Here is a 21,214-nt window from a genome sequence, read left to right on the forward strand (position 1 = left end):
CGCATGTAGGTAATGAAATTCGCTAGCATCATCATATCCACAATCATCCAAAGATAAAGCTGGGGAGATAAAGTGAGACAAATTATTCAGGGTATTGCAGAAAGCAGCCACTATCGGGCAACGCATCTGTTGCAGATCCTAAGGCAGATCCAGTTCCGTTATCATTATATACCGCAGGCAGCGATAGAACAGTTGTCGGACCTGCTAAACATTCCCCGGACGCAAATCGTCAGCGTCGTTGAATTCTACAGTTTTTTTCATCTGACACCCAGAGGGCAATATGAGCTCTTGATCAGCGATTCAATAACCGATCACATGCTGGGCAAGAAAGAATTGATCGGTTACCTGGCAAAGAAACTGGATGTGGCTATTGGCGAGGTCAGGAAAGACGGCGTGGTCAGCCTGGATAACACATCATGTACCGGTATGTGCGATCAGGGTCCGGCCGGCTTGGTTAACGGCTATGCATTGACCCGGTTGGACCATGCCGGGATCGATAAAATCGCAGAGCTGGTTAATCAACAAAAGCCGCTGAACGAATGGCCGGCCGAGCTGTTTCAAGTCGATGACAATATTTACAAATCCGGTTTATTGCTGAATCAACAAATTGAGCAAGGCGCGGCACTCAGATCGGCCTTTAAACGAGGCGTCAATGAAACACTGACGGAAATTGATAAATCAGATTTGCGGGGTCGAGGCGGCGCCGGATTTAAAACTGCGATGAAATGGCGGTTTTGTTCGGAAGAGCGGCAGGCTGAGCGTTATGTCGTTTGCAATGCCGACGAAGGCGAGCCCGGCACGTTTAAGGACAGAGTGCTGTTAAATTCCTATGCCAACCAGGTTTTTGAGGGCATGACGGTATGCGCTGCGATTGTTGGAGCCACGCAAGGTTTTTTGTATTTGCGCGGCGAGTATTTGCATCTTTTAGACAAACTGCAAAGTATTTTGGACCAGCGTCGTCAAAACGGCTTACTGGGCAACAACATTCTCGGTGCCGGGCTGGATTTTGATATTGAAATCCATTTGGGTGCAGGCGCTTATATTTGCGGTGAAGAATCCGCGTTGATCGAATCATTGGAAGGCAAAGCCGGTATTCCGCGCAACCGTCCGCCTTATCCCGTCACCCACGGCTATTTGGGCAAACCGACCGTTGTCAATAATGTCGAAACGTTCCTGGCTGCGGCCGGCATTGCGGCCAATGGCGGCGACTGGTTTGCAAGTATCGGCACCGCAAAATCAAAAGGTACAAAAATACTCAGCATCAGCGGCGATTGCGCGTATCCCGGTATCTACGAATATCCTTTCGGAGTAACAGTACAAACCATTCTTAATGATTGCGGCGCCGACGATGTGTTGGGCGTGCAGGTCGGCGGCCCGTCCGGAACCTTTATTTCCAACCAGGAGTTTGACCGCAAGCTGGCTTTTGAAGATTTGGCCACCGGCGGATCGTTCATTATCTTTAACTCCAGCCGCAATATTCTCGACGCGGTTCATAACTTCACCCATTTTTTTGCCCACGAGAGCTGCGGATTTTGTACGCCATGCCGGGTCGGCACCTCGTTATTGAAAAAACAGGTCGATAAGATTGTCGAAGGCCATGGCGCGGCGGGCGATATTGTTGCGCTTGAAGAGTTGTGTCAGCTGGTTAAAAACTATAGCCATTGCGGGCTTGGGCAAACCGCTGCTAACCCGATATTGACAACATTGGAGCGCTATGTCGATTTGTATGAAAAGCAATTAAAAGACATCAGTTTTGAGCCGGGGTTTGATTTGGATGGTTCACTGGAAACAGCACGGCGCATGGCTAACCGGGACGATGTCGGGGCGCACTTGGCTCAGACGGCCGCAACCGGTTCCATACCGACCGCGACTTTTCCACCCTCTCTGGCAGGCGGAGAATGAACATGAGTAAAACGATTACCCTTGATGGAAAAGTTATCCCTTTCGAAGACGGCCAAACCATTATGGATGCAGCAATGGCCGCCGGCATCTATATTCCGCACTTATGCCATCAGCCGGAATTTACCCCACACGGCAGTTGCAAGCTGTGTACGGTCAAAGTCAACGGACGCAACTGTTCTGCCTGTACCTTTCCGGCAATGGAGGGACAGGATGTGCTGAGTGAAACCAAAGAGTTGATCAATGACCGGAGAAGAATCACCCAGATGCTGTTCGTCGAAGGCAATCATTTGTGCCCAGGCTGCGAAAAAACCGGCAACTGCCAATTGCAGGCTGTCGGTTATCATTTGAATATGCTCGACAACCACTTTCCGCTGTTTTACCCGGGCCGGGAAGTGGATGCCTCTCATCCTGATGTGATGATTGACCGGAACCGCTGCATTCTTTGTACATTGTGCGTTCGCGCCAGTCAGGAAAAAGACGGTAAAAATGTGTTTGGCGTCAGTGGGCGAGGTATCGGCAAGCATTTAATCGTTAATGCTGAAAGCGGGTTGTTAAAGGATACTAATCTGGAAGCGACGGATCGGGCAGTGCACATTTGTCCTACCGGTGCGCTGTTAATTAAACGTACCGGCTATCGGGTGCCTATCGGTCAGCGTGTTTACGATCATAAAGAAATCGATCAAGTCAGTCTGGAAACGGAAACGGAGACTCTTAAACATGGCGGATAAAATTAAAGTAGCAACAGTATCACTGGCAGGCTGCTTCGGTTGTCACATGTCGTTTTTAGATATAGACGAGCGGCTGCTGCAATTGGTTGAAGTCGTTGAGTTCGACCGCTCGCCGCTTACCGACATAGAACACTGCACTAACTGCGACATAGGCCTGATTGAAGGCGGCGTATGCAATTCCGAAAACGTGCACGTATTGCGGGAGTTTCGTAATAACTGCAAAGTCCTGGTTGCGGTCGGCGCCTGCGCAATTAATGGCGGACTGCCTGCCTTGCGCAACCATATCCCGGTTGAGGAATGTCTGAATGAGTCGTATATAGACGGCATTGGCGTGGAAAATCCAAAAATTCCCAATGACATAGAATTGCCGTTGCTATTGGATAAGGTGCATCCGATTCATGAAGTCGTCAAAATAGATTATTTTTTGCCCGGCTGCCCGCCGTCGGCGGATGTGTTCTGGAAGTTCCTGACCGATGTGATTGAAGGGCGTGATCCTTCGTTGCCTAATGAGTTGGTTCATTACGATTAAGTTCCGTAGTTTCGTAGGTCGGATTGCGTTAGCGCAATCCGACAAACCCCTATCGATAAAATGCCGGGTTGTTAGCCCGGCCTGCAAATACGAGAAGAATCATGTACGAACATTTAGAAACAGCTGAAAATCGGGGCAATTTAAGACGCGTTGCCGTTGACCCGGTGTCGCGCGTTGAAGGGCACGGCAAAGTCACTTTATTACTGGATGCGGATAATAAAGTCCAGCAAGCCAGATTGCATATCGTTGAGTTTCGCGGCTTTGAGCGGTTCATTCAAGGAAGGCCGTATTGGGAGTTGCCGGTTTTGGTGCAGCGTTTATGCGGTATCTGCCCGGTCAGTCATCATTTAGCCGCCGCCAAAGCCATAGACCAACTGGTCGGTATCGATCCTGAAAACTTGCCCGTCTCAGCGGACAAATTAAGACGCCTGTTGCATTTTGGGCAAGTGCTGCAATCTCACGCCCTGCATTTCTTTCATCTATCCAGCCCGGATTTGCTGTTCGGCTTTGAAAGCGACATCAGCAAGCGTTCGATTGTTGCGGTATTGAGCGAATATCCCGAAATCGGCGTACAGGGCGTAAAACTGCGCAAATACGGACAGGAAGTCATCCGCATGGTGTCGGGCAAACGTATTCACGGCACCGGCGCGATTGCCGGGGGCATGAATAAATCGCTGACTAAAGCCGAACGCGACTACCTGCTGGAAGACATCGACCAGATGATAACCTGGGCGGAAGGTTCGGTCGCGTTGATAAAAAAAGTGCATTGCTCCAACCTGCCTTATTACGATGATTTTGCCACTATACGCACCAATTACCTGGGGTTGACCAAACCGGACGGTGCGCTGGAGCTTTATCATGGCGGCATCCGCGCCAAGAATGCGAATGGCGAAACCATTATCGATCACATCGATTATTGCAAATATAACGATTATATCCATGAAGAAGTCCGTTCATGGACGTACATGAAATTCCCTTACCTGCTGTCGCTGGGGCAAGAACAAGGCTGGTATCGGGTCGGGCCGTTGGCGCGGGTCAATAACTGCGACTATATCGACACGCCGCTGGCGGAAGCCTCTCGCGTCGAGTTTAAGGCGCACAGCGGCGAAGCCATGGTGCATAGCACGCTGGCGTTTCACTGGGCGCGCCTGATTGAAGTCTTGCATTGCGCGGAAAGCATTAAGCAGTTGCTGCATGACCCGGACATCATGGGCCACGATCTGGTGGCGCAAGGCGAAAAACGCTATGAAGGCATAGGCGTGATCGAAGCGCCGCGCGGCACTTTGTTCCATCACTATCAGGTCGATGAAAACGACATCGTCACCAAAGCCAATTTAATCGTATCGACGACCAGCAACAATATGGCGATGAACGAATCGGTACGGCAAGTGGCGGCGGAATATTTGTCCGGCCGGGAACTGACCGAGCCCTTGTTAAACAATCTTGAAGTGGCGATACGCGCTTATGATCCTTGTTTGTCCTGCGCCACCCATGCAGTCGGCAAAATGCCGCTGCAACTTGAGTTGGTTGATGCCGAAGGCAAACTGATCGACAAGTTGGTCAAACACAGTGACGGTCAAATTGAGCGGGAAAATGCCTAAACCGGTTTTACTGTTCGGCTACGGCAATCTTAGTCGCGGCGACGACGCGTTAGGCCCGATGCTGCTGGAATACGTTGAAAGCCATGGCGGCTTGGATGCGATTGAAATATTGTCTGACTTCCAACTGCAAATCGAACATGCGCTGGACCTGGAAAACAGGCGTTTGGTATTGTTTGTTGATGCATCCGTCGCCTGCGCTAATGCGTTCGATTTTACGATGCTGGAGCCGATCCGGGATAAAAGCTACACGACCCATGCAATGAGCCCAGCGGCAGTTTTAGACGTGTATCAATCGGTCAAAAAGCAAACGCCGCCGCCGTGTTTTTTGCTGAGTATTAAAGCCGAAAAATTCGAATTGGGCGATGGCTTAAGCGCCAACGCCGAAACGAATTTAACTAAAGCATGCTCTTTTGCAGAGAGCTTATTAAGCAATCCCGATCTTGATTTTTGGTTAGGGCAAGCAAAGTTGCATGGCAATAACCATTGATTTAAGCCGTATCACCACGAAGACACGAAGACACGAAGACACGAAGACACGAAGACACGAAGACACGAAGAACACGAAGAACACGAAGGAAAGCCAAGGTAAAGACTCCGTGTTCTCGGCAACTGCTCCTGCGTTGCCTACAGGGATGTAGGTACTCAGCGTGAGCAGGAGCGGAAGCTGCGCCTCGGCAATTGCTCCTGCATTGCTAAACCACAGGGATGTGGCGAATGCAGAAAACGCAGGAGCGGTTTTCTGCCTACCTCCTGCATCCTTGCAGTCGTAAAGCGCCTACTGTTGGTGCTCTACCCCCTGCATAACCCACAGGGATGTGGGTTATGCAGAGAAATGACTGGATCATTTCCTGTCCATGCAGTGGTTCGTGCTTTCGTGGTGAATAAAAATACTTACACTATTACAGGTCACCATTTATGTGCGGAATATGCGGTTGCAGCCAGCCAGGTAAAGTTAACAAACTCCGGCCTTTAAACGGACAGGTTCATCAGCATGACCATGATCACGGTCATCACCATCACGACGCAGAGCGCTTGGTTAAAGTCGAGCAGGACTTGCTCAGTAAAAATAATGCTTATGCGGAGCAAAATCGGACGTATTTTCGGCAGCATCATATTTTTACGTTGAATCTGGTTTCCAGTCCCGGTGCCGGTAAAACCACGCTGCTGGTAGAAACCATTAAGGCCTTGAAAGACCGCTTTCCAATTGCAGTCATCGAAGGCGACCAGCAAACCGAGCATGATGCGGATCGAATCCGGGCCACCGGTGTGCCCGCGTTACAAATCAACACCGGCCGGGCTTGTCATCTCGACGCGCACGGCATCGGTCATGCGATTATGGAACTGGGCGTAAAAGCCAACAGCCTGCTGGCGATTGAAAATGTCGGGAATCTGGTCTGCCCGTCGTCGTTCGATTTGGGCGAGGCGCATAAAGTCGTCGTGTTGTCAGTCACCGAAGGCGACGATAAACCGCTCAAATATCCGGATATGTTTCATGCTGCGGATTTAATGATCATCAATAAAACCGACTTGCTGCCTTATGTCGATTTTGATGTGGAACGCTGTATTAATTATGCCCGGCAAGTCAATCCCGGCATCCAAATCATCCAGCTGTCATCCACTAAAGGCGATAATTTTTCAGCCTGGACCGACTGGCTTGAAGAGCATGTTAAGCAGGAACATCAAGGGTAGCTTTATGGTCTGGCTAGGGAGATGGCCGCTTCAGAAGTTTCAGTAAGTGGGGTTGAGTTTTAAGGGTGCTAAAAAATATTGCTTAAGCAGCACTATCTTGCGTGTTACCTCTTTTACCTTTCCAGCAAAGAGCTTTTTCGTCATCAGCGATTCAAATCGTTTCTTGGCATTGTCCACTCAGAGCGGTTCAAACCGTTTCCTGACATTGGCGACTCCAAGCTATTGGTAAATTCTTCCTGTCTCGCTTGCCGTTCACGATGCCTGTTAACATTAAGTTGCTTTAGCCTCCGCTCTTCGCGCTCCTGCTGTTGTTGCAGGTAACTTCTGGTCTCTTCTTGTTGCTGTAGTTGCTGTTGTAGCATTTGCTGTTGATGGCGGCTGCGCATTTCCAGCATTTGCTGGTTCATGTATATAAGGTCAGCCATAATTGCTGGAGAGACCGACAAAAGCAATGCTGTAAGTAAATATTTCATATTCTTAGTCCTGTCTTAAAATAGTTGGGCTTATTACTAAAACGACTAACTTACAAAACCTCCCGCTTAACGATACCCAGCTCTCAATTGACCGGTTATTTTCTCTCCTTGAGCAAATCCCGGATTTCGGTTAACAGCAGTTCTTCTCTGGAAGGCTCCGGAATGACTGCGGGTGCCGCAACTTCTTTTCTCTTAAGCGTATTGATGAACTTTATGGCCATAAAAATAGCAAAGGCAATAATCGTAAAATCAACCAGGGTTTGAATAAAATTGCCGTAATTAAGCGTTACGGCAGGCGTATTGCCGGCGGTTTCTTTCAGGGTAAGAGCCAGCTTGGTAAAGTCTACTCCGCCGACTAATACGCCAATCGGCGGCATGAATATATCGGCAACAAGCGATGAAATCACTTTGCCGAAAGCGGCGCCTATAATGATGCCCACAGCCATATCAATGGCATTGCCCTTGATAGCGAATTCTTTAAACTCTTTTAACATGCTCATAATCGGTATCCTTTATTTTTGTTGTGTTTTCAAGGCAGATATCTTACTTGCCTTCGGGACGAGCGGTGGGATAGTTTCGTGTTGCTTGGCTTTGAAACTTATGGTTTCGGTATTCGCTTTCCGGACATATCTATTTCCTATGTTCTTGTCTATGTTGCATCTTTTGTTGGCCATGTTGCTTCATTTGAGCATGGTACGTTTTCATCAGTTCCAATTGCTTGTTCTTTAATTCTTCTTTTTTGGCGGGATCTTTTTCCGACAAGATCTGATTGGAGAGATCATGCATCGTCAACATGTGCTCCTGCATGGCACGCATGTGTTCGCTTTTTTGTTCTTCAGTCTGGCAGCACTCCATGCCTGAGCCTTGATGAGTGCCCATTTCTTTTAGTGGGTCGGCGGATTTTTTCGGTTCTTCGGCAGTACTCGTCATGCTCATGGGTAATAACAGTAATAGAACGGCAGTTGATTTATAGAAGTGTTTCATCGTGATTGCCTTTGGGAGTGAGTTAAATGGAAGCCAAGTATATATGATCAGAGCTCTGCTGAAGTAAAAGATAGCTTTTGCCGAACGAATAAACAGCACAGGTCATTTTATATTTATTTGATTATACTTCAATAAGTTAAAACACCTAGGTGAGTCGTTTTAACGGACCCATATTGCGAGTAAGGCTACCCTTTCCGCAGGAAAGGGCACCAGATTAAGTTACTGCCGATGCATCAAACTGAAAAAGATTGGGATGTTATTGCGCTCAAGTCGTGTCGCATTCTAAAGCTGGATGCAATGTTATCAGTGCGCTTGTGATAATCCGGCAGGTTGCTGATGCTATTTCGTCTTGTATTTGGACTGGGTTGCCAGCCCCTAAACAGATCGTTAGTTCTTGGCAATTGACCGGGATAAATGACGATTTTAAGCATTTTTCGCTATTGAAAGAATTTGTCCTGTACCTCTTGTTTGTTATCTTGACGATATAGGGATTAGCCTACCACACTATCCATCGCGTTATGCGCTAACGAATTTTTCGCCAGTCTTGTCAACAGGCTTTGTTTGAAGTCATCCGCCGGAACTGGTCGGCCGAATAAATAGCCCTGGAATTTTGGACATCCGTAACTTGTCAGAAGCTCGCGCTGCGCCTCTGTTTCCACCCCTTCGGCAATGACGTTAATGCCAAGATTTTTTCCCAGCGCCAGAATGGTTCGGATAATAGCGGAGTCATGGGTGTTAAAGGCCATGTTTTTGACGAAGGATTGATCTATTTTCAGCTGCTCCAGAGGCAGTTTTTGCAGGTAAGACAGCGAGGAATAACCGGTGCCGAAATCATCCATTGAAAAAGTGATTCCCAAACCCCTGATAGCATGCATTTTAGCAATAGTGTCTTCCACGTTATCCAGGACCACTGACTCGGTAATTTCCAATTTGAGCAAAGCGGGGTTGGCCCCGGTTTCCGCTAACATGGAACATACCTGCTCAACAAAGTCAGGCTGACTAAGCTGCCTGCTGCTGATATTCACCGCCAGTTTCAACTCGCGAGTTTCAGGATATTTTGCCCAGTCAACCAGCGTTTTACAGCCTTGCTGCAATATCCAATGACCAATGGGCAGAATCAGGCCGGTTTCTTCGGCGAGTGGAATAAATTCGGCTGGAGAAAGCATGCCCCGTTCGGACTGAACCCACCGAATCAGTGCCTCCGCACCTACCGGTTGTCCTAATTCATCTACCTGTACCTGATAATGTAAACTTAATTCGTTGCGATCCAGCGCATTGCGCAAATCGGTTTCCAAAGAGGCCCGTAAATTCAGGGCTTGCTGCATTTCAGGAACAAAAACCCGTATCGCATTTCGACCGGCTTGTTTGGCCTGGTACATGGCGACATCGGCGCGTTTAAGCAGCTCTTCGCTGCTGGTTTCGTGACCCAGGAACAGCACGAAACCAATGCTGCCCGTGGAATAATGTTTGACATAAGGTTGTAGTTTATTGTCGACTGCCAGGGATGGCGGAAGTGTCGCGGTCGGTAGGGAACCGACGCGATCGGAATTGCTGTTCAACAGGTAGAATTTAGCCAGATTGCTGCGAATCTTTTCCGCAACTGCGAAAGCTTGGCCGGTCGCCTCAGTTTCCTGTTCATCGAGAAACTCCAGCATGACCACAAACTCATCGCCGCCCAGCCTGGCTACGGTATCAACGTCCCGCACACAGCTTTGCAAGCGTCGTCCCACTTCAATCAGCAATTGATCGCCCCGATCATGACCCAAGGTATCATTAAGCGTTTTAAAATTGTCGAGATCGAGGAACATTAACGCGCCGTAAGTCTTGTTGCGGTGGCTGAAGTTAAGCGCCAGGTTGAGACGGTCAAAGAGCAAAGTGCGGTTGGGGAGCGTGGTCAAGGGGTCGTAATAAGCTAGATTCTTAATGCGCTCTTCATCAGCCTTGCGCTGGCTAATGTCGGTGAAAGTACCGACATAGTTGGTAATTGCGCCTTCATGATTGGTAATAGCCGTTATGCACAGCCAGTCAGGACAGATAACGCCGTTTTTTCTTTTATTCCAGATTTCGCCCTGCCAGTATTTATCCCTGATAATGCTTTTCCGCATAGCGGCATAAAACTTACTGCTTTGTTGATCGGATTTAAGTATGTCGGCGGGTTTCCCGATGATTTCCTCGGCACTGTAACCGGTTAGCTTGATAAACGACTTGTTGACGCGCAGGATATTATTATCGGCATCAGTGACAATGATGCCTTCCTGAGACTCAAACGCCGCCGCAGCAATACGCAGTTCATGCTCGGCCTTCAGCCGCAATTTTTCGCGGTCGAAGTTATCCAGCGCATAGGAAATATCGTCCGTCAGCCCGCGCATCAGATCAATCACGTCGGGAGTAAAGTAATCCTGTTCGGACGAATAAACCGATATAGCGCCGATGCAGTGACCGCCGCGCATCAGCGGGAAAGCCGCCGACGCATGAATGTTTTCCGCAGCGGCGACAGGTTGCCAGGGCAGCGTACTGGGTTCATTAAGAAAGTTATTAAGGATTTTCGGCACGCCTTCCCGAATTGCCGTGCCCGTCGGCCCGCGACCCTCCGGCAAGGCTGCATCGGTCGAGATTCTGGTATTGCCGAGCAGTGGGGAGTCGGGATGACTGGCCGCCACTGTAGACACCCAACTGTCCGATTCAGCCATGCCTACCCAGACCAGTTTAAAGGAAACATGATTGGCGATGATTCGGCATACCTCATTCAGTAACTTAACCTCGTCCGACTCGCGAACAATGATATCGGCGCTTTGGGTCCAGGCCGCGTATAAGTGATTGATGCGTTCTCGCTGCTGCTCAGAACTGGACAGAGCGTTCAGCATTTGATTAAAACCGTGCGCCAGTACGCCAACCTCATCCTTGCCCGAGATATGGGCCCGAACGTTAAGGCTGCCTTTCTCGACCTCGGCGGCTATGCGCATCAGGTGATGCAATCTTCTGGTAAGTCTTCGCGCCAGGAGTACTGCCGCACTTACTACGGCAAGCGCCGCAAACATAATAAAATTGGCGCCGGTAATTACAACGGAGCGGAGATTGGCGTTGACTCCGTTCATGGACATCTCCACCCGCGCCCATCCGACATGGCGCAAACCGGCCATGACGGGGGCGGCAACGTCAATTTGCTGAGTATTGGATAGCAGCACTTGAGTTGCCGGCGCAGAGCTTAGCAGTTTTTGGCTCTGCGCGTCGGTAACGAATAGCCCGGCTTCCCCAGGTTGGGTGGAGCTCAGCACTTCGCCGCGCAATGATAAAATATAGGCCCGTTCGAGATCGGGCAAGCCAACGAAGCCCTGTAATACTTCCTTTAATCCGGCAATATCGTTGGCTAATACCCATGATGTGCTGCTGCTGGCTAGCGACGTGCTCAGCGATTTACTCTGCTGCATGGCGGCGCTATAAAGAAAGTCACGTTGACGATCGAATAACAGGCTTCCAAGCCCTATCATCATGATGAGCGCGACACTGCCGAATGACCATGCCAATTGCTGACGAATGGAGCCGTTAAAAAAAGCCCTTTGCCTTTTTGGGTTTCGATTACTATCCATTGCCATTCTGTCCATTTATTTCAAGTTCAGTCTAAAGGCCGCACTGTTTTGATGAAAGTCGTGATAAAGGTCTTTACCGGTTTATAACTATCATCGTTAGCCGGATCAAAACGGCTGACAGGGATGCGCGCCAACATTTCCCTGCCTTGTTCATGCTGGTCAAGATTAAACAACAATGCGGCAAACTTATTCGTAATCTCCGCCGGCACGTTCTTGCGCATTACCCAACCGTTGTTTTGCAGCGGCTCGGTTTGCCATTTAACTTCGAGTTGGGCTGCTAACTGGGGATTTTCCTTGCTGAATGTTTTCCATGGCACCGGCCAGGTTGCTCCGGCCGCGACATGGCCGCGCAGCACATTGATAATAGAGGATTCCTGTGAACCGACATAGCGGTTTTCGATGTCATGATTAACATCAATGCCGTGGGTATGCAGGTAGTATTGGGGCATCATGGTCGCAGCCAGCGCAGTTGCCGCAGGATAGGATACGGCTTTGCCCTTGAGGTCGGCGACCGTATTAATGCCGCTGTCGCGACGCACTAGAATGATGCCGCGAAAGTCATCGTCATCGGACATCTTGCCGAACACGCGATAGCCGTGCTTAAGCGAGACGACGGTTTGATAGGGATTGGGCATTGCAAAATCAAAGTGCCCACTGTAGAGCTTCCGGTCAAATTCTTCATAATTACGCGATGCTTCTAAAATAAAGTCCGCTTCGGGTATGTTGCTGTTAAGAAAATCGACGATGGGGCCGTAAATCTCAAACAGTCGTTTGGGGTTGTGCAAGGGGTGGATGCCGATTGTGTATTTGGGGACTTTGGATTTGCTTTGCGCATTGAAGCTGGGTTCGTAAATGTCATCGGAGTTTTTATTCAGGCTTGCAAGCCATGGTAAATCCAACAAGAAGTCCCACCATTTCATGGGGGCAGTTTCTTGGTGTTCGTAACTCTCTTTCGATGCTTGGGCAGTTTGGGCTTTGCTGGTTACAGATTCCAAAAAGGGAAGAGCATCGGCAGAAGCAGTGATGTTAAAAAGCAACAGCAGCGTTATCAAGCTATATCGGCGTAAAATTTCAATCATTATCTAAGGTTGAAGCTCTGCGGTAACGGTAATTGAGCAACGCTACATTAATACGTCTAAGACACGTATTATTGCGTAGGTGAGGCGAACGAGATAATACTAATAATAGATAAGTTTTGGAATTTTTTTGAAAGCTTTTGCGAGGTGGGTGCAACTTTACTATGGCAACTAGTCAAATCCTGTTTGTCATAAAAAGGTAATATGTCTTTGCTAAGATAGCTTGTTTATTCTTTATTCCAATTTAATTATGCCTAATTTAAATATTCTCGTTGTTGAAGATGAAGATGCTATCAGAGAGATGTTGATGATGGTACTTGAGCAGGCCAACTTTAGCTCGATTGCGGCTGCGGATGCGGAAGAGGCGCAAAAAGCCCTGGATGAGGCATTGCCGGACTTGATCCTGCTGGACTGGATGTTGCCGGGCGTCAGTGGCGTCGAATGGGCCAGACGCTTAAAGAAAGATCCCATGTATCGTGAACTGCCCATTATTTTACTGACGGCGCGGGGCGAGGAAGAGGATAAGGTTAGAGGCCTGGAGATCGGCGCCGACGATTATATGACCAAACCTTTTTCACCGAAGGAACTGGTGGCGCGTATCCGTGCAGTTTTGCGCAGAAGCGGAAAAATACACGATCTGGCGCAAATCACCTTGGGCGATCTGGTGCTGGATACCGAACAGCACCGGCTCAGCATCGGCGATAAACAGCTGGAAGTGAGCCCGACCGAATTCCGTTTAATGCAGTTTTTTATGACCCATCCCGATAAAGTATTCAATCGCACCCAATTACTGGATCAGGTCTGGGGGCGTAGCGTGTACATCGAAGAGCGCACCGTTGACGTGCATATCCGAAGATTACGGAAAATTCTGGGTGAGCATGGCCGTGAGGATTTGGTTCAAACCGTGCGCGGTTTCGGTTACCGCTTTTCCGTAACAGATCCGTCGACTGCGCCCCTATCGTCGTAACCGCTATGGGGGTCTGGCAAAGAGAACTCATTATCGGCTTGCTGCTGCTGGTGGCTGTATCGATCATAGGCGGCATGACCGGGCTTTTTATGCCTTTGATGCTGTTGCTGACGTTGGGCATGTTAATGCGTCAATTGTTCCAGATTAACCGCTTTGAAAAATGGATACGAACCGGGGGCAGGGCCAAATATCCCAAGACCAGCGGCATTTGGGAAGAAATTTATTACCATGTCTACCGCATTAAAAAGAATGAAAAAAAACGCAAAAAGAAACTGGGCAAAATGGTTGATCAGTTTCGCCAGTCCACCGAAGCGTTACCGGATGCTGCCGTCGTTTTAGGTGCCAACGACGAGATTGAGTGGGCGAACAAGGCGGCCAGAGAAGTGTTCGGCTTACAGCAATCCGATAAAGGCCAACGTATTCCCAACCTTATCCGATTCCCAGAATTTATACGCTACCTTAAATCCGGAAATTATAACGAACCCGTCATATTGCCTTCCCCGATAAACCATCGCATCACGCTGGCTGTGCGAATTATCACATACGGCGCAGGCTTGCGCCTGTTACTGGCCCAAGACGTTACCGAATTGAAAAAAATGGAACGGATGCGCAAGGACTTTGTCGCGAACGTGTCGCATGAGCTCAGAACGCCTTTGACCGTATTAAAAGGTTATCTTGAAACCTTGCAAGATATGGATGACGGCGAATCCCCGTTATTAACCACCTCGTTTCAGCAAATGCAGGGGCAGACTGAGCGGATGCAGCATCTGGTCGATGACTTGCTGTTGCTGACACGCCTGGAAACCGGGCAGAAGAAAACCGAGTGCGTTAATGTCCCTGCGTTATTAATACAAATTTGCAAGGAAGCCGAGGCTTTGCATGGCGGCGATTCCGCCCGGATCGAATTGACCCTGGGTACAGATGCGCATATTGTCGGCGAGGAGCAGGAATTGCGCAGCGCCTTCACCAATCTGCTGGGCAACGCGCTTAAATATTCACCGGAAGATTCCGTGGTCAAAGTGCATTGGCGCCGATCCCATGAAGATATAGTGCTGGATGTTGAAGATCAGGGCGAGGGGATTGCGGCGGCCGATATTCCCCGGGTTACCGAACGGTTTTACCGGTCCGAAGTCAAGCGCAACAAAAAAGTGGGCGGCACCGGCCTGGGCTTGGCTATCGTCAAGCATGTGCTGATGCGGCACGATGCCAAATTGAATATAGCCAGCCAATTGAACAAAGGTAGTCGTTTCAGCTGCCATTTTCCGGGTAAACGGGGTTGTAATTAAACCTCGCTCCCGGAGTGGACCTGGGAGCCCGGGCAATCGTCTTTAATAGCTATGGGCTTGCTTTCATTCAATCTGGTATAGCATTTTATTATTTGCCTCGACTCAACCTCTGCTTGAAAACAATCAGACTATCCCCCATGTTAGCAGTAACTTAAAAACTCTTAGATGAGGCAAATATTATGCGTATGGACAAATTAACCAGCATGTTTCAATCGGCATTGGCTGATGCGCAAAGCATGGCTTTGGGCAAAGACCATCAATTCATTGAGCCGGCTCATGTGCTGTTGGCGTTGTTGGATCAACAGGGTGGCAGTATCAGGCCGTTGCTGGCCCAGATGGGTATCAACACGCAGCTGCTGCGCACCGAACTGGTTAGGGAACTGGATCGCTTGGCAACAGTTAGCGGCTCCGGCGGCGACGTGCAGATTTCCAATGAATTATCGCGCTTGCTGAACTTGACCGACAAACTGGCGCAAAAGCGCAATGATAAGTTCATTTCCAGCGAGCTGTTCTTGTTGGCGGCCTTGGAAGAAAAAGGGGGGCTTCAGGACCTGCTTAAAAAAGCCGGGGTCAACAAACAGGCGGTCGAAAGAGCCATCGATGCGATGCGCGGCGGCCAGCCGGTAGACGATCCCAATGCCGAAGAGCAGCGTCAGGCCTTGAAAAAATACACCATCAACCTGACCGAGCGCGCCGAACAAGGCAAACTGGACCCGGTGATTGGGCGGGACGACGAGATACGTCGGACCATCCAGGTCTTGCAGCGGCGCACCAAGAACAACCCGGTGCTGATCGGCGAGCCGGGCGTGGGCAAGACCGCGATTGTCGAAGGCTTGGCGCAGCGCATCGTCAACGGCGAAGTGCCGGAAGGCATCAAGGGCAAGCAGGTGTTGGCGCTGGATATGGCAGCGCTGATTGCCGGAGCCAAGTTTCGCGGCGAATTCGAGGAGCGCCTGAAAGCGGTATTAAACGATCTCGCCAAGCAGGAAGGGCAGGTTATTTTGTTTATCGACGAGTTGCATACCATGGTCGGCGCGGGCAAGGCGGAAGGCGCCATGGATGCGGGCAACATGCTGAAACCGGCGCTGGCGCGCGGCGAACTGCATTGCGTCGGCGCAACGACGCTGGATGAATACCGCAAATATGTCGAAAAGGACGCCGCTTTGGAGCGCCGCTTCCAAAAAGTGCTGGTCGATGAGCCATCCGTTGAAGATACCGTGGCGATTTTGCGCGGCCTGAAAGAAAAATACGAAGTGCATCACGGCGTCGATATTACCGATCCGGCCATTATTGCGGCGGCCAACCTGTCTTATCGTTATATTTCCGATCGGCAGTTGCCGGATAAAGCCATCGACCTGATCGACGAAGCGGCCAGTCGTATCCGCATGGAAATCGACTCCAAGCCGGAGGAAATGGACAAACTGTACCGGCGCTTGATCCAGTTAAAAATCGAGCAGGTCGCGCTGAAAAAAGAATCCGATGCGGCGTCCAAAAAACGCCTGGAAATTCTGGAAGAAGAGATCGCCGATCTGGAAAAAGAATATTCCGACCTTGAAGAAATCTGGAAAGCCGAAAAAGCCTCGTTGCAGGGTTCGGCATCGATCAAGGAAAAGCTGGAGCAGGCCAGAACCGAACTGGAAGCGGCCAGCCGCGCCGGTGATCTGGCGAAGATGTCCGAGTTGCAATACGGCATTATTCCGGCGCTGGAAAAACAGCTGCATGCGGACGTACCGACAGAAGAGCACAAGATGACCTTGTTGCGCAACAAAGTCACCGAAGAGGAAATCGCCGAGGTGGTGTCGAAATGGACCGGCATCCCGGTATCGAAAATGATGGAAGGCGAGCGCGACAAGCTGTTGCGTATGGAAGAGCAACTCAGCAAGCGGGTCGTCGGTCAGGAAGAGGCACTAAAAGCGGTCAGCAATGCAATCCGCCGTTCAAGGGCCGGATTATCCGATCCGAACCGCCCGAACGGCTCGTTCCTGTTTTTGGGGCCGACCGGCGTCGGCAAAACCGAGCTGTGCAAGGCGTTGGCCGAATTCATGTTTGACACGCCCGATGCGATGGTGCGCATCGACATGTCCGAGTTTATGGAAAAGCATTCGGTGGCGCGTCTGATCGGTGCGCCTCCGGGTTATGTCGGTTATGAAGAAGGCGGCTACCTGACCGAACTGGTCCGGCGCAAACCGTATTCGGTTATCCTGATGGACGAAATCGAAAAAGCCCATCCCGACGTGTTCAACATCCTGTTGCAGGTGCTGGACGATGGCCGCCTGACCGACGGGCAGGGCCGGACCGTCGATTTCAGGAATACCATCGTCGTGATGACCTCCAATCTGGGCTCTGACATTATCCAATCGCTGTCGGGCGAAGCGCACTATTCGGAGATGAAAGCAGCGGTCATGGAAATTGTCAGCACCAAGTTCCGTCCCGAATTCATCAACCGGATCGACGAAGCGGTGGTGTTCCATTCCTTGGGTCGCGGACAGATTAGGGCTATTTCCAAAATTCAAATCGACTACTTGCGTAGACGGTTGCAGGATCGCGAAATCGGCTTTGAAATTTCGGAAGCAGCGCTGGATTTATTAGGCGAAGCGGGATTCGATCCGGTCTACGGCGCAAGGCCGATGAAACGCGCTATCCAACAGCAGCTTGAAAACCCGCTGGCGCAGCAGATATTGGCCGGCAATTTTGTTGCCGGGGATATCATCAAAGTCGATGTTGAGCATGAGACGTTGCGGTTTTTGAAGGGGTAAGGCTCGGCAGGTTGGATTGCGAAAAGATGCAACCGCAACTTGCGGCTGCATCTTGTGTGTAAATTTCGGGTAAATTGACGTTTAATCGTGTTAAGTTCATACTTTGAAAAAGCAACTTAATACGAGGTGTCAATATGAAAGCTACCGCAAAAGATCTTAGAATTCATTCAAAAGGGCTGCTTGACGCTGTAAGCAAGGGTGAAGATGTTGTGATTACTTTCAGGGGTAAACCTTGCGCCAAGCTTGTGCCTTATGAACAAACTGATAAGCCGGCTAACAGGGATACCAAGAATGATTTGTTCGGGATATGGGCGGATCGTACCGATATTGAATCGGTAGACGAGTATGTGCGGAACCTGAGAAAAGGCCGGTTTTTTTGATGTTGGTCGATACCGATGTGCTGATCTGGTATTTAAAAGGCAACGACAAAGCGCGGCATGAAATAGAAGTGTTGCCGGGCTTTTTTATTTCGGTGGTGACTTATATCGAGTTGGTTCAGGGGATGCGGAATAAACAGGAACTTGTTGCATTAAGGCGGGCGTTAAGATTGTGGAATGCAAAAATGCTGTACATTTCCGAAGATATTTCCGCTAAAGCGATGTTTTATGTTGAGCAGTATTATTTGAGTCATTCAATGCAGCTTGCCGACGCATTAATCGGCGCGACAGCCGTTGCAAACGGCCTCGACCTGTTAACCGGCAATGCCAAGCATTATCGAGTCTTGAAAGATATTTCGATAAGAGAATTTAAACCGGTTTAAAGCACTAGAGTTATATTGAGGTAGGGTGCGCATCGCGCGCCATTTTCGGGTTTCATAAATGTAAGCAGTATCGAAAAGGCGCGCGATGCGCACCATGGCTTGGAAAAAAGACTCTATTTTGAGGGGTCCCGCTTTTGTTTTGTGGTTGTACTATAGCTGACTACACGCTCAATAAAGTCAGTCGTAGGATAAGTTGATTAGAAATATGCGAGAATTGAATTTTCATAAAATAATCGATGTCGTAAGTGTATATATTTAATAGCAAATTATGGTTGATCACTCACAAAAACAACAAGAAAACAAACTTGAACATCCATGTTTTCCACAGCCGCCCGATACTTCCGTTCGTGTATGGCGCTATCTTGATCTCGCAAAATTCATTTGGCTTTTCGAAAACAAAAAACTCTATTTGTCTCGCCTAGACCTGCTAAACGATCCACACGAGGGAACCACCCCGCGTCTACTTGCCTTTCTAAGAGACCAGCAATTGCGCGAGCTTGGCGCTGAGCAATTAGTGACTCAAACTCCGCTCATAAATCAACAGAATCGCAAGTCGATGTACATCAACTGCTGGCATCTAGGAAATACTGAGTCAGAAGCCATGTGGCGCCTTTACTGCCCAAACGATGGCGGTGTTGCAATCCAAACTACATACCGAAAGCTTGTGGCCTCAATTGAAGATGACCCCTTCTGTTATATCGGTTCAGTTACCTACATTGACTATGAATCACAAGGGTTCCCTTTAAACAATGCCTTTCATCCTGTTATGCACAAACGGGCTAGCTTTGCGCACGAACAGGAAGTGCGTCTTGTGAAATCCTTCTCTGAGTATTGGGGGTTGGGTGCGCCCGAAAGTCCGGCTGGAATCACCGTCGGCTGGTCACCCGAAGCCACGGTGGATGCTGTTTATGTTAATCCTTATGCGCCGGAGTTTTATCATGACGTAGTTCGTTCAATTGTACGCCGAGTCGCGCCAGTTCTCGAGCAACAAGTTCGCTGGTCTCAGATGCGCGCCGCTCCGGTCTATTAACCATGCGAGTCTAACAGCAGGACGGTATTATTATCTTGACCGAAATGTTTGCGTTAGCTACTTAGGTCGGGTTACTAATGCTTTTCGTAAGCCAGCTTACCCCAACATCAACCCCTGCAATACCTTAATTTCATCCCTAATCTTCGCCGCCTGCTCGAATTCAAGATTTTTTGCATGCCGGTACATGGTTTCTTCGAGCTGCTTCAGTTTTTTACCTGCTTGCTTGGGCGTCATGGCCGCTTTATAGTCGGCCGGGAATTCCGCGACTTTATCCAGCAGTTTATTGGCGCTGGTCATGCCTGCACCGGGGATCGATACCTGAAGAATGTCATTGACCGACTTGAAAATGGTCTTCGGTTCTATATGATGCTCGATATTAAACTTGTGCTGCTTCTCGCGGCGGCGCTCGGTTTCGTCTATCGCCTGCTGCATCGATTTAGTGATCTTGTCGCCGTACAAAATTGCCTTGCCGTTGACGTTTCTCGCCGCCCGGCCGATGGTTTGCACCAGCGACACGACCGAACGCAGGAAGCCTTCCTTGTCGGCATCCAGTATCGCAACCAATGACACTTCCGGTATATCCAGCCCTTCGCGCAACAGGTTAATGCCGACCAGCACATCGAACTGACCCAGCCGCAAATCGCGGATGATCTCGACCCGTTCCACGGTATCGATGTCGGAATGCAGGTAACGCACCCGCACCCCGTGTTCCATCAAATACTCGGTCAAGTCTTCCGACATTCGTTTGGTCAGCGTGGTCACCAATACGCGCTCTTTTATCGCAACACGCTTGATGATTTCCGACAGCAAATCATCGACCTGGGTGGTTGCCGAACGCACTTCCACGACCGGATCGAGCAAGCCGGTCGGCCTGACCACCTGCTCGGCAAAAACGCCGGAATGCTCCCGTTCGTAGGGCCCCGGCGTTGCCGACACATAAATCCTCTGCGGCGCTCTCGCCTCAAATTCGTCAAACATCAGCGGGCGGTTGTCCAGCGCGGACGGCAACCGGAAACCGTATTCGACCAGCGTTTCCTTACGCGACCGGTCGCCTTTATACATCGCGCCGATCTGCGGCACGGCGACATGACTTTCATCGATAATCACCAGCGCATTGTCGCGCAAGTAATCGAACATGGTTGGCGGCGATTCGCCCGCGCTTCTTCCGGACAAGTGGCGGGAATAGTTTTCGATGCCGGAGCAATAACCGATCTCCAGAATCATCTCAATATCGAACATCGTCCGCTGCTCCAACCGTTGCGCTTCGACCAGTTTATCCAATGAGCGCAAATGCTCAAGGCGTTCCTTGAGTTCTATCTTGATCTTTTCAACCGCTTCCAATAACTGCTCTCTTGGCGTGACATAATGACTTTTTGGATAAACCGTAAAGCGCGCCAGCCGCCGTGTGATTTCGCCGGTCAGCGGATCGAATAACGACAAGCGCTCCACCTCGTCGTCGAACAGCTCTACCCGTAATGCCTCGCTGTCCGATTCGGCCGGGAACACATCAATGACTTCGCCGCGCACCCGGTAGGTCGCCCGGCGCAAGTCGATGTCGTTGCGGGTGTATTGCATTTCCGCCAGTCGCCGCAGGATGTCGCGCTGGTTGATCATGTCGCCCTTGACCAGATGCAGCACCATCTTGAAGTACGATTCGGGCTCGCCCAAGCCGTAAATGGCCGAAACCGTGGCGACGACGATAGTGTCTTCCCGTTCGATTAGCGCTTTGGTAGCCGACAAGCGCATCTGCTCGATATGCTCGTTGATCGCCGCATCCTTGTCGATGAAAGTATCCGATGCCGGGACATAGGCTTCCGGCTGGTAATAGTCGTAATACGAGACAAAA

The 21,214-nt window shown here is 49.9% G+C and carries 18 protein-coding genes; 12 read left to right on the forward strand and 6 right to left on the reverse strand.

Features of this window, described 5'->3' with window-relative positions; all coding sequences use genetic code 11:
- Positions 1–72 precede the first annotated feature (72 nt).
- The 6 genes from M0R47_RS15690 (at position 73) to hypB (ending at position 6,449) form a co-directional block, all read left to right on the forward strand.
- Positions 73–1,902 carry an NAD(P)H-dependent oxidoreductase subunit E gene (locus M0R47_RS15690; RefSeq protein WP_292556497.1) on the forward strand — a complete coding sequence of 610 codons (1,830 nt, stop codon included), beginning with the start codon at positions 73–75 and terminating at the stop codon, positions 1,900–1,902.
- Positions 1,903–1,904: 2 nt separating this feature from the next.
- The gene (locus M0R47_RS15695) at positions 1,905–2,630 is read left to right on the forward strand and encodes a 2Fe-2S iron-sulfur cluster-binding protein (RefSeq protein WP_292556499.1); all 726 of its coding nucleotides are present in this window, start codon (positions 1,905–1,907) and stop codon (positions 2,628–2,630) included.
- Positions 2,620–3,159, forward strand: a complete 540-nt coding sequence (locus M0R47_RS15700) for an NADP oxidoreductase (RefSeq protein WP_292556501.1) — start codon at positions 2,620–2,622, stop codon at positions 3,157–3,159. The genes M0R47_RS15695 and M0R47_RS15700 overlap by 11 nt, the downstream gene beginning before the upstream one ends.
- A gap of 101 nt (positions 3,160–3,260) precedes the next feature.
- Positions 3,261–4,760, forward strand: a complete 1,500-nt coding sequence (locus M0R47_RS15705; RefSeq protein WP_292556503.1) for a Ni/Fe hydrogenase subunit alpha — start codon at positions 3,261–3,263, stop codon at positions 4,758–4,760.
- Positions 4,753–5,247, forward strand: a complete 495-nt coding sequence (locus M0R47_RS15710) for a hydrogenase maturation protease (RefSeq protein WP_292556504.1) — start codon at positions 4,753–4,755, stop codon at positions 5,245–5,247. Before M0R47_RS15705 ends, M0R47_RS15710 begins: the two co-directional genes overlap by 8 nt.
- 428 nt (positions 5,248–5,675) lie before the next feature.
- Complete coding sequence (hypB, locus tag M0R47_RS15715; RefSeq protein ID WP_292556506.1) at positions 5,676–6,449, forward strand: hydrogenase nickel incorporation protein HypB; 774 nt, start codon at positions 5,676–5,678, stop codon at positions 6,447–6,449.
- A 143-nt stretch (positions 6,450–6,592) separates the two neighbouring features.
- Here the strand turns inward: hypB and M0R47_RS15720 are convergent, their stop codons facing one another.
- From M0R47_RS15720 to M0R47_RS15740, 5 genes are all read right to left on the reverse strand, one after another.
- On the reverse strand, positions 6,593–6,922 hold the full coding sequence (locus M0R47_RS15720) for a hypothetical protein (protein WP_292556507.1): 330 nt from the start codon (positions 6,920–6,922) through the stop codon (positions 6,593–6,595).
- Between the two features lie 95 nt (positions 6,923–7,017).
- On the reverse strand, positions 7,018–7,422 hold the full coding sequence (gene mscL / locus M0R47_RS15725) for a large-conductance mechanosensitive channel protein MscL (RefSeq protein ID WP_292556508.1): 405 nt from the start codon (positions 7,420–7,422) through the stop codon (positions 7,018–7,020).
- A gap of 130 nt (positions 7,423–7,552) precedes the next feature.
- Positions 7,553–7,906: a hypothetical protein gene (locus M0R47_RS15730; protein WP_292556509.1), complete on the reverse strand. Its 354-nt coding sequence runs from the start codon at positions 7,904–7,906 to the stop codon at positions 7,553–7,555.
- A gap of 491 nt (positions 7,907–8,397) precedes the next feature.
- Positions 8,398–11,493 carry an EAL domain-containing protein gene (locus tag M0R47_RS15735; protein ID WP_292556511.1) on the reverse strand — a complete coding sequence of 1,032 codons (3,096 nt, stop codon included), beginning with the start codon at positions 11,491–11,493 and terminating at the stop codon, positions 8,398–8,400.
- 26 nt (positions 11,494–11,519) lie between these two features.
- Complete coding sequence (locus M0R47_RS15740; protein ID WP_292556513.1) at positions 11,520–12,572, reverse strand: phosphate/phosphite/phosphonate ABC transporter substrate-binding protein; 1,053 nt, start codon at positions 12,570–12,572, stop codon at positions 11,520–11,522.
- A 247-nt stretch (positions 12,573–12,819) separates the two neighbouring features.
- Here M0R47_RS15740 and phoB point away from each other — a divergent pair, with 247 nt between their 5' ends.
- The 6 genes from phoB to M0R47_RS15770 all read left to right on the forward strand — a co-directional run bounded on the left by phoB (position 12,820) and on the right by M0R47_RS15770 (position 19,368).
- Positions 12,820–13,536: a phosphate regulon transcriptional regulator PhoB gene (gene phoB, locus M0R47_RS15745; protein WP_292556515.1), complete on the forward strand. Its 717-nt coding sequence runs from the start codon at positions 12,820–12,822 to the stop codon at positions 13,534–13,536.
- A gap of 5 nt (positions 13,537–13,541) precedes the next feature.
- On the forward strand, positions 13,542–14,822 hold the full coding sequence (gene phoR / locus M0R47_RS15750; RefSeq protein WP_292556517.1) for a phosphate regulon sensor histidine kinase PhoR: 1,281 nt from the start codon (positions 13,542–13,544) through the stop codon (positions 14,820–14,822).
- A gap of 179 nt (positions 14,823–15,001) precedes the next feature.
- Positions 15,002–17,578, forward strand: coding sequence for an ATP-dependent chaperone ClpB (gene clpB, locus M0R47_RS15755; protein WP_292556519.1), 2,577 nt, complete (start codon positions 15,002–15,004; stop codon positions 17,576–17,578).
- A gap of 134 nt (positions 17,579–17,712) precedes the next feature.
- Positions 17,713–17,958: a type II toxin-antitoxin system prevent-host-death family antitoxin gene (locus tag M0R47_RS15760; RefSeq protein ID WP_292556520.1), complete on the forward strand. Its 246-nt coding sequence runs from the start codon at positions 17,713–17,715 to the stop codon at positions 17,956–17,958.
- Positions 17,958–18,338 carry a type II toxin-antitoxin system VapC family toxin gene (locus M0R47_RS15765; protein ID WP_292556522.1) on the forward strand — a complete coding sequence of 127 codons (381 nt, stop codon included), beginning with the start codon at positions 17,958–17,960 and terminating at the stop codon, positions 18,336–18,338. Before M0R47_RS15760 ends, M0R47_RS15765 begins: the two co-directional genes overlap by 1 nt.
- Positions 18,339–18,606: 268 nt before the next feature.
- Complete coding sequence (locus tag M0R47_RS15770; RefSeq protein ID WP_292556524.1) at positions 18,607–19,368, forward strand: DUF2971 domain-containing protein; 762 nt, start codon at positions 18,607–18,609, stop codon at positions 19,366–19,368.
- A 96-nt stretch (positions 19,369–19,464) separates the two neighbouring features.
- On the opposite strand, the gene uvrB is transcribed toward M0R47_RS15770, so the two are convergent.
- A partial coding sequence (gene uvrB / locus M0R47_RS15775) for an excinuclease ABC subunit UvrB (protein ID WP_292556526.1) occupies positions 19,465–21,214 on the reverse strand: 1,750 nt, incomplete at its 5' end.

Origin of the sequence: Methylobacter sp., from assembly GCF_023227905.1 — a bacterium.
Lineage (GTDB): Bacteria > Pseudomonadota > Gammaproteobacteria > Methylococcales > Methylomonadaceae > Methylobacter_A.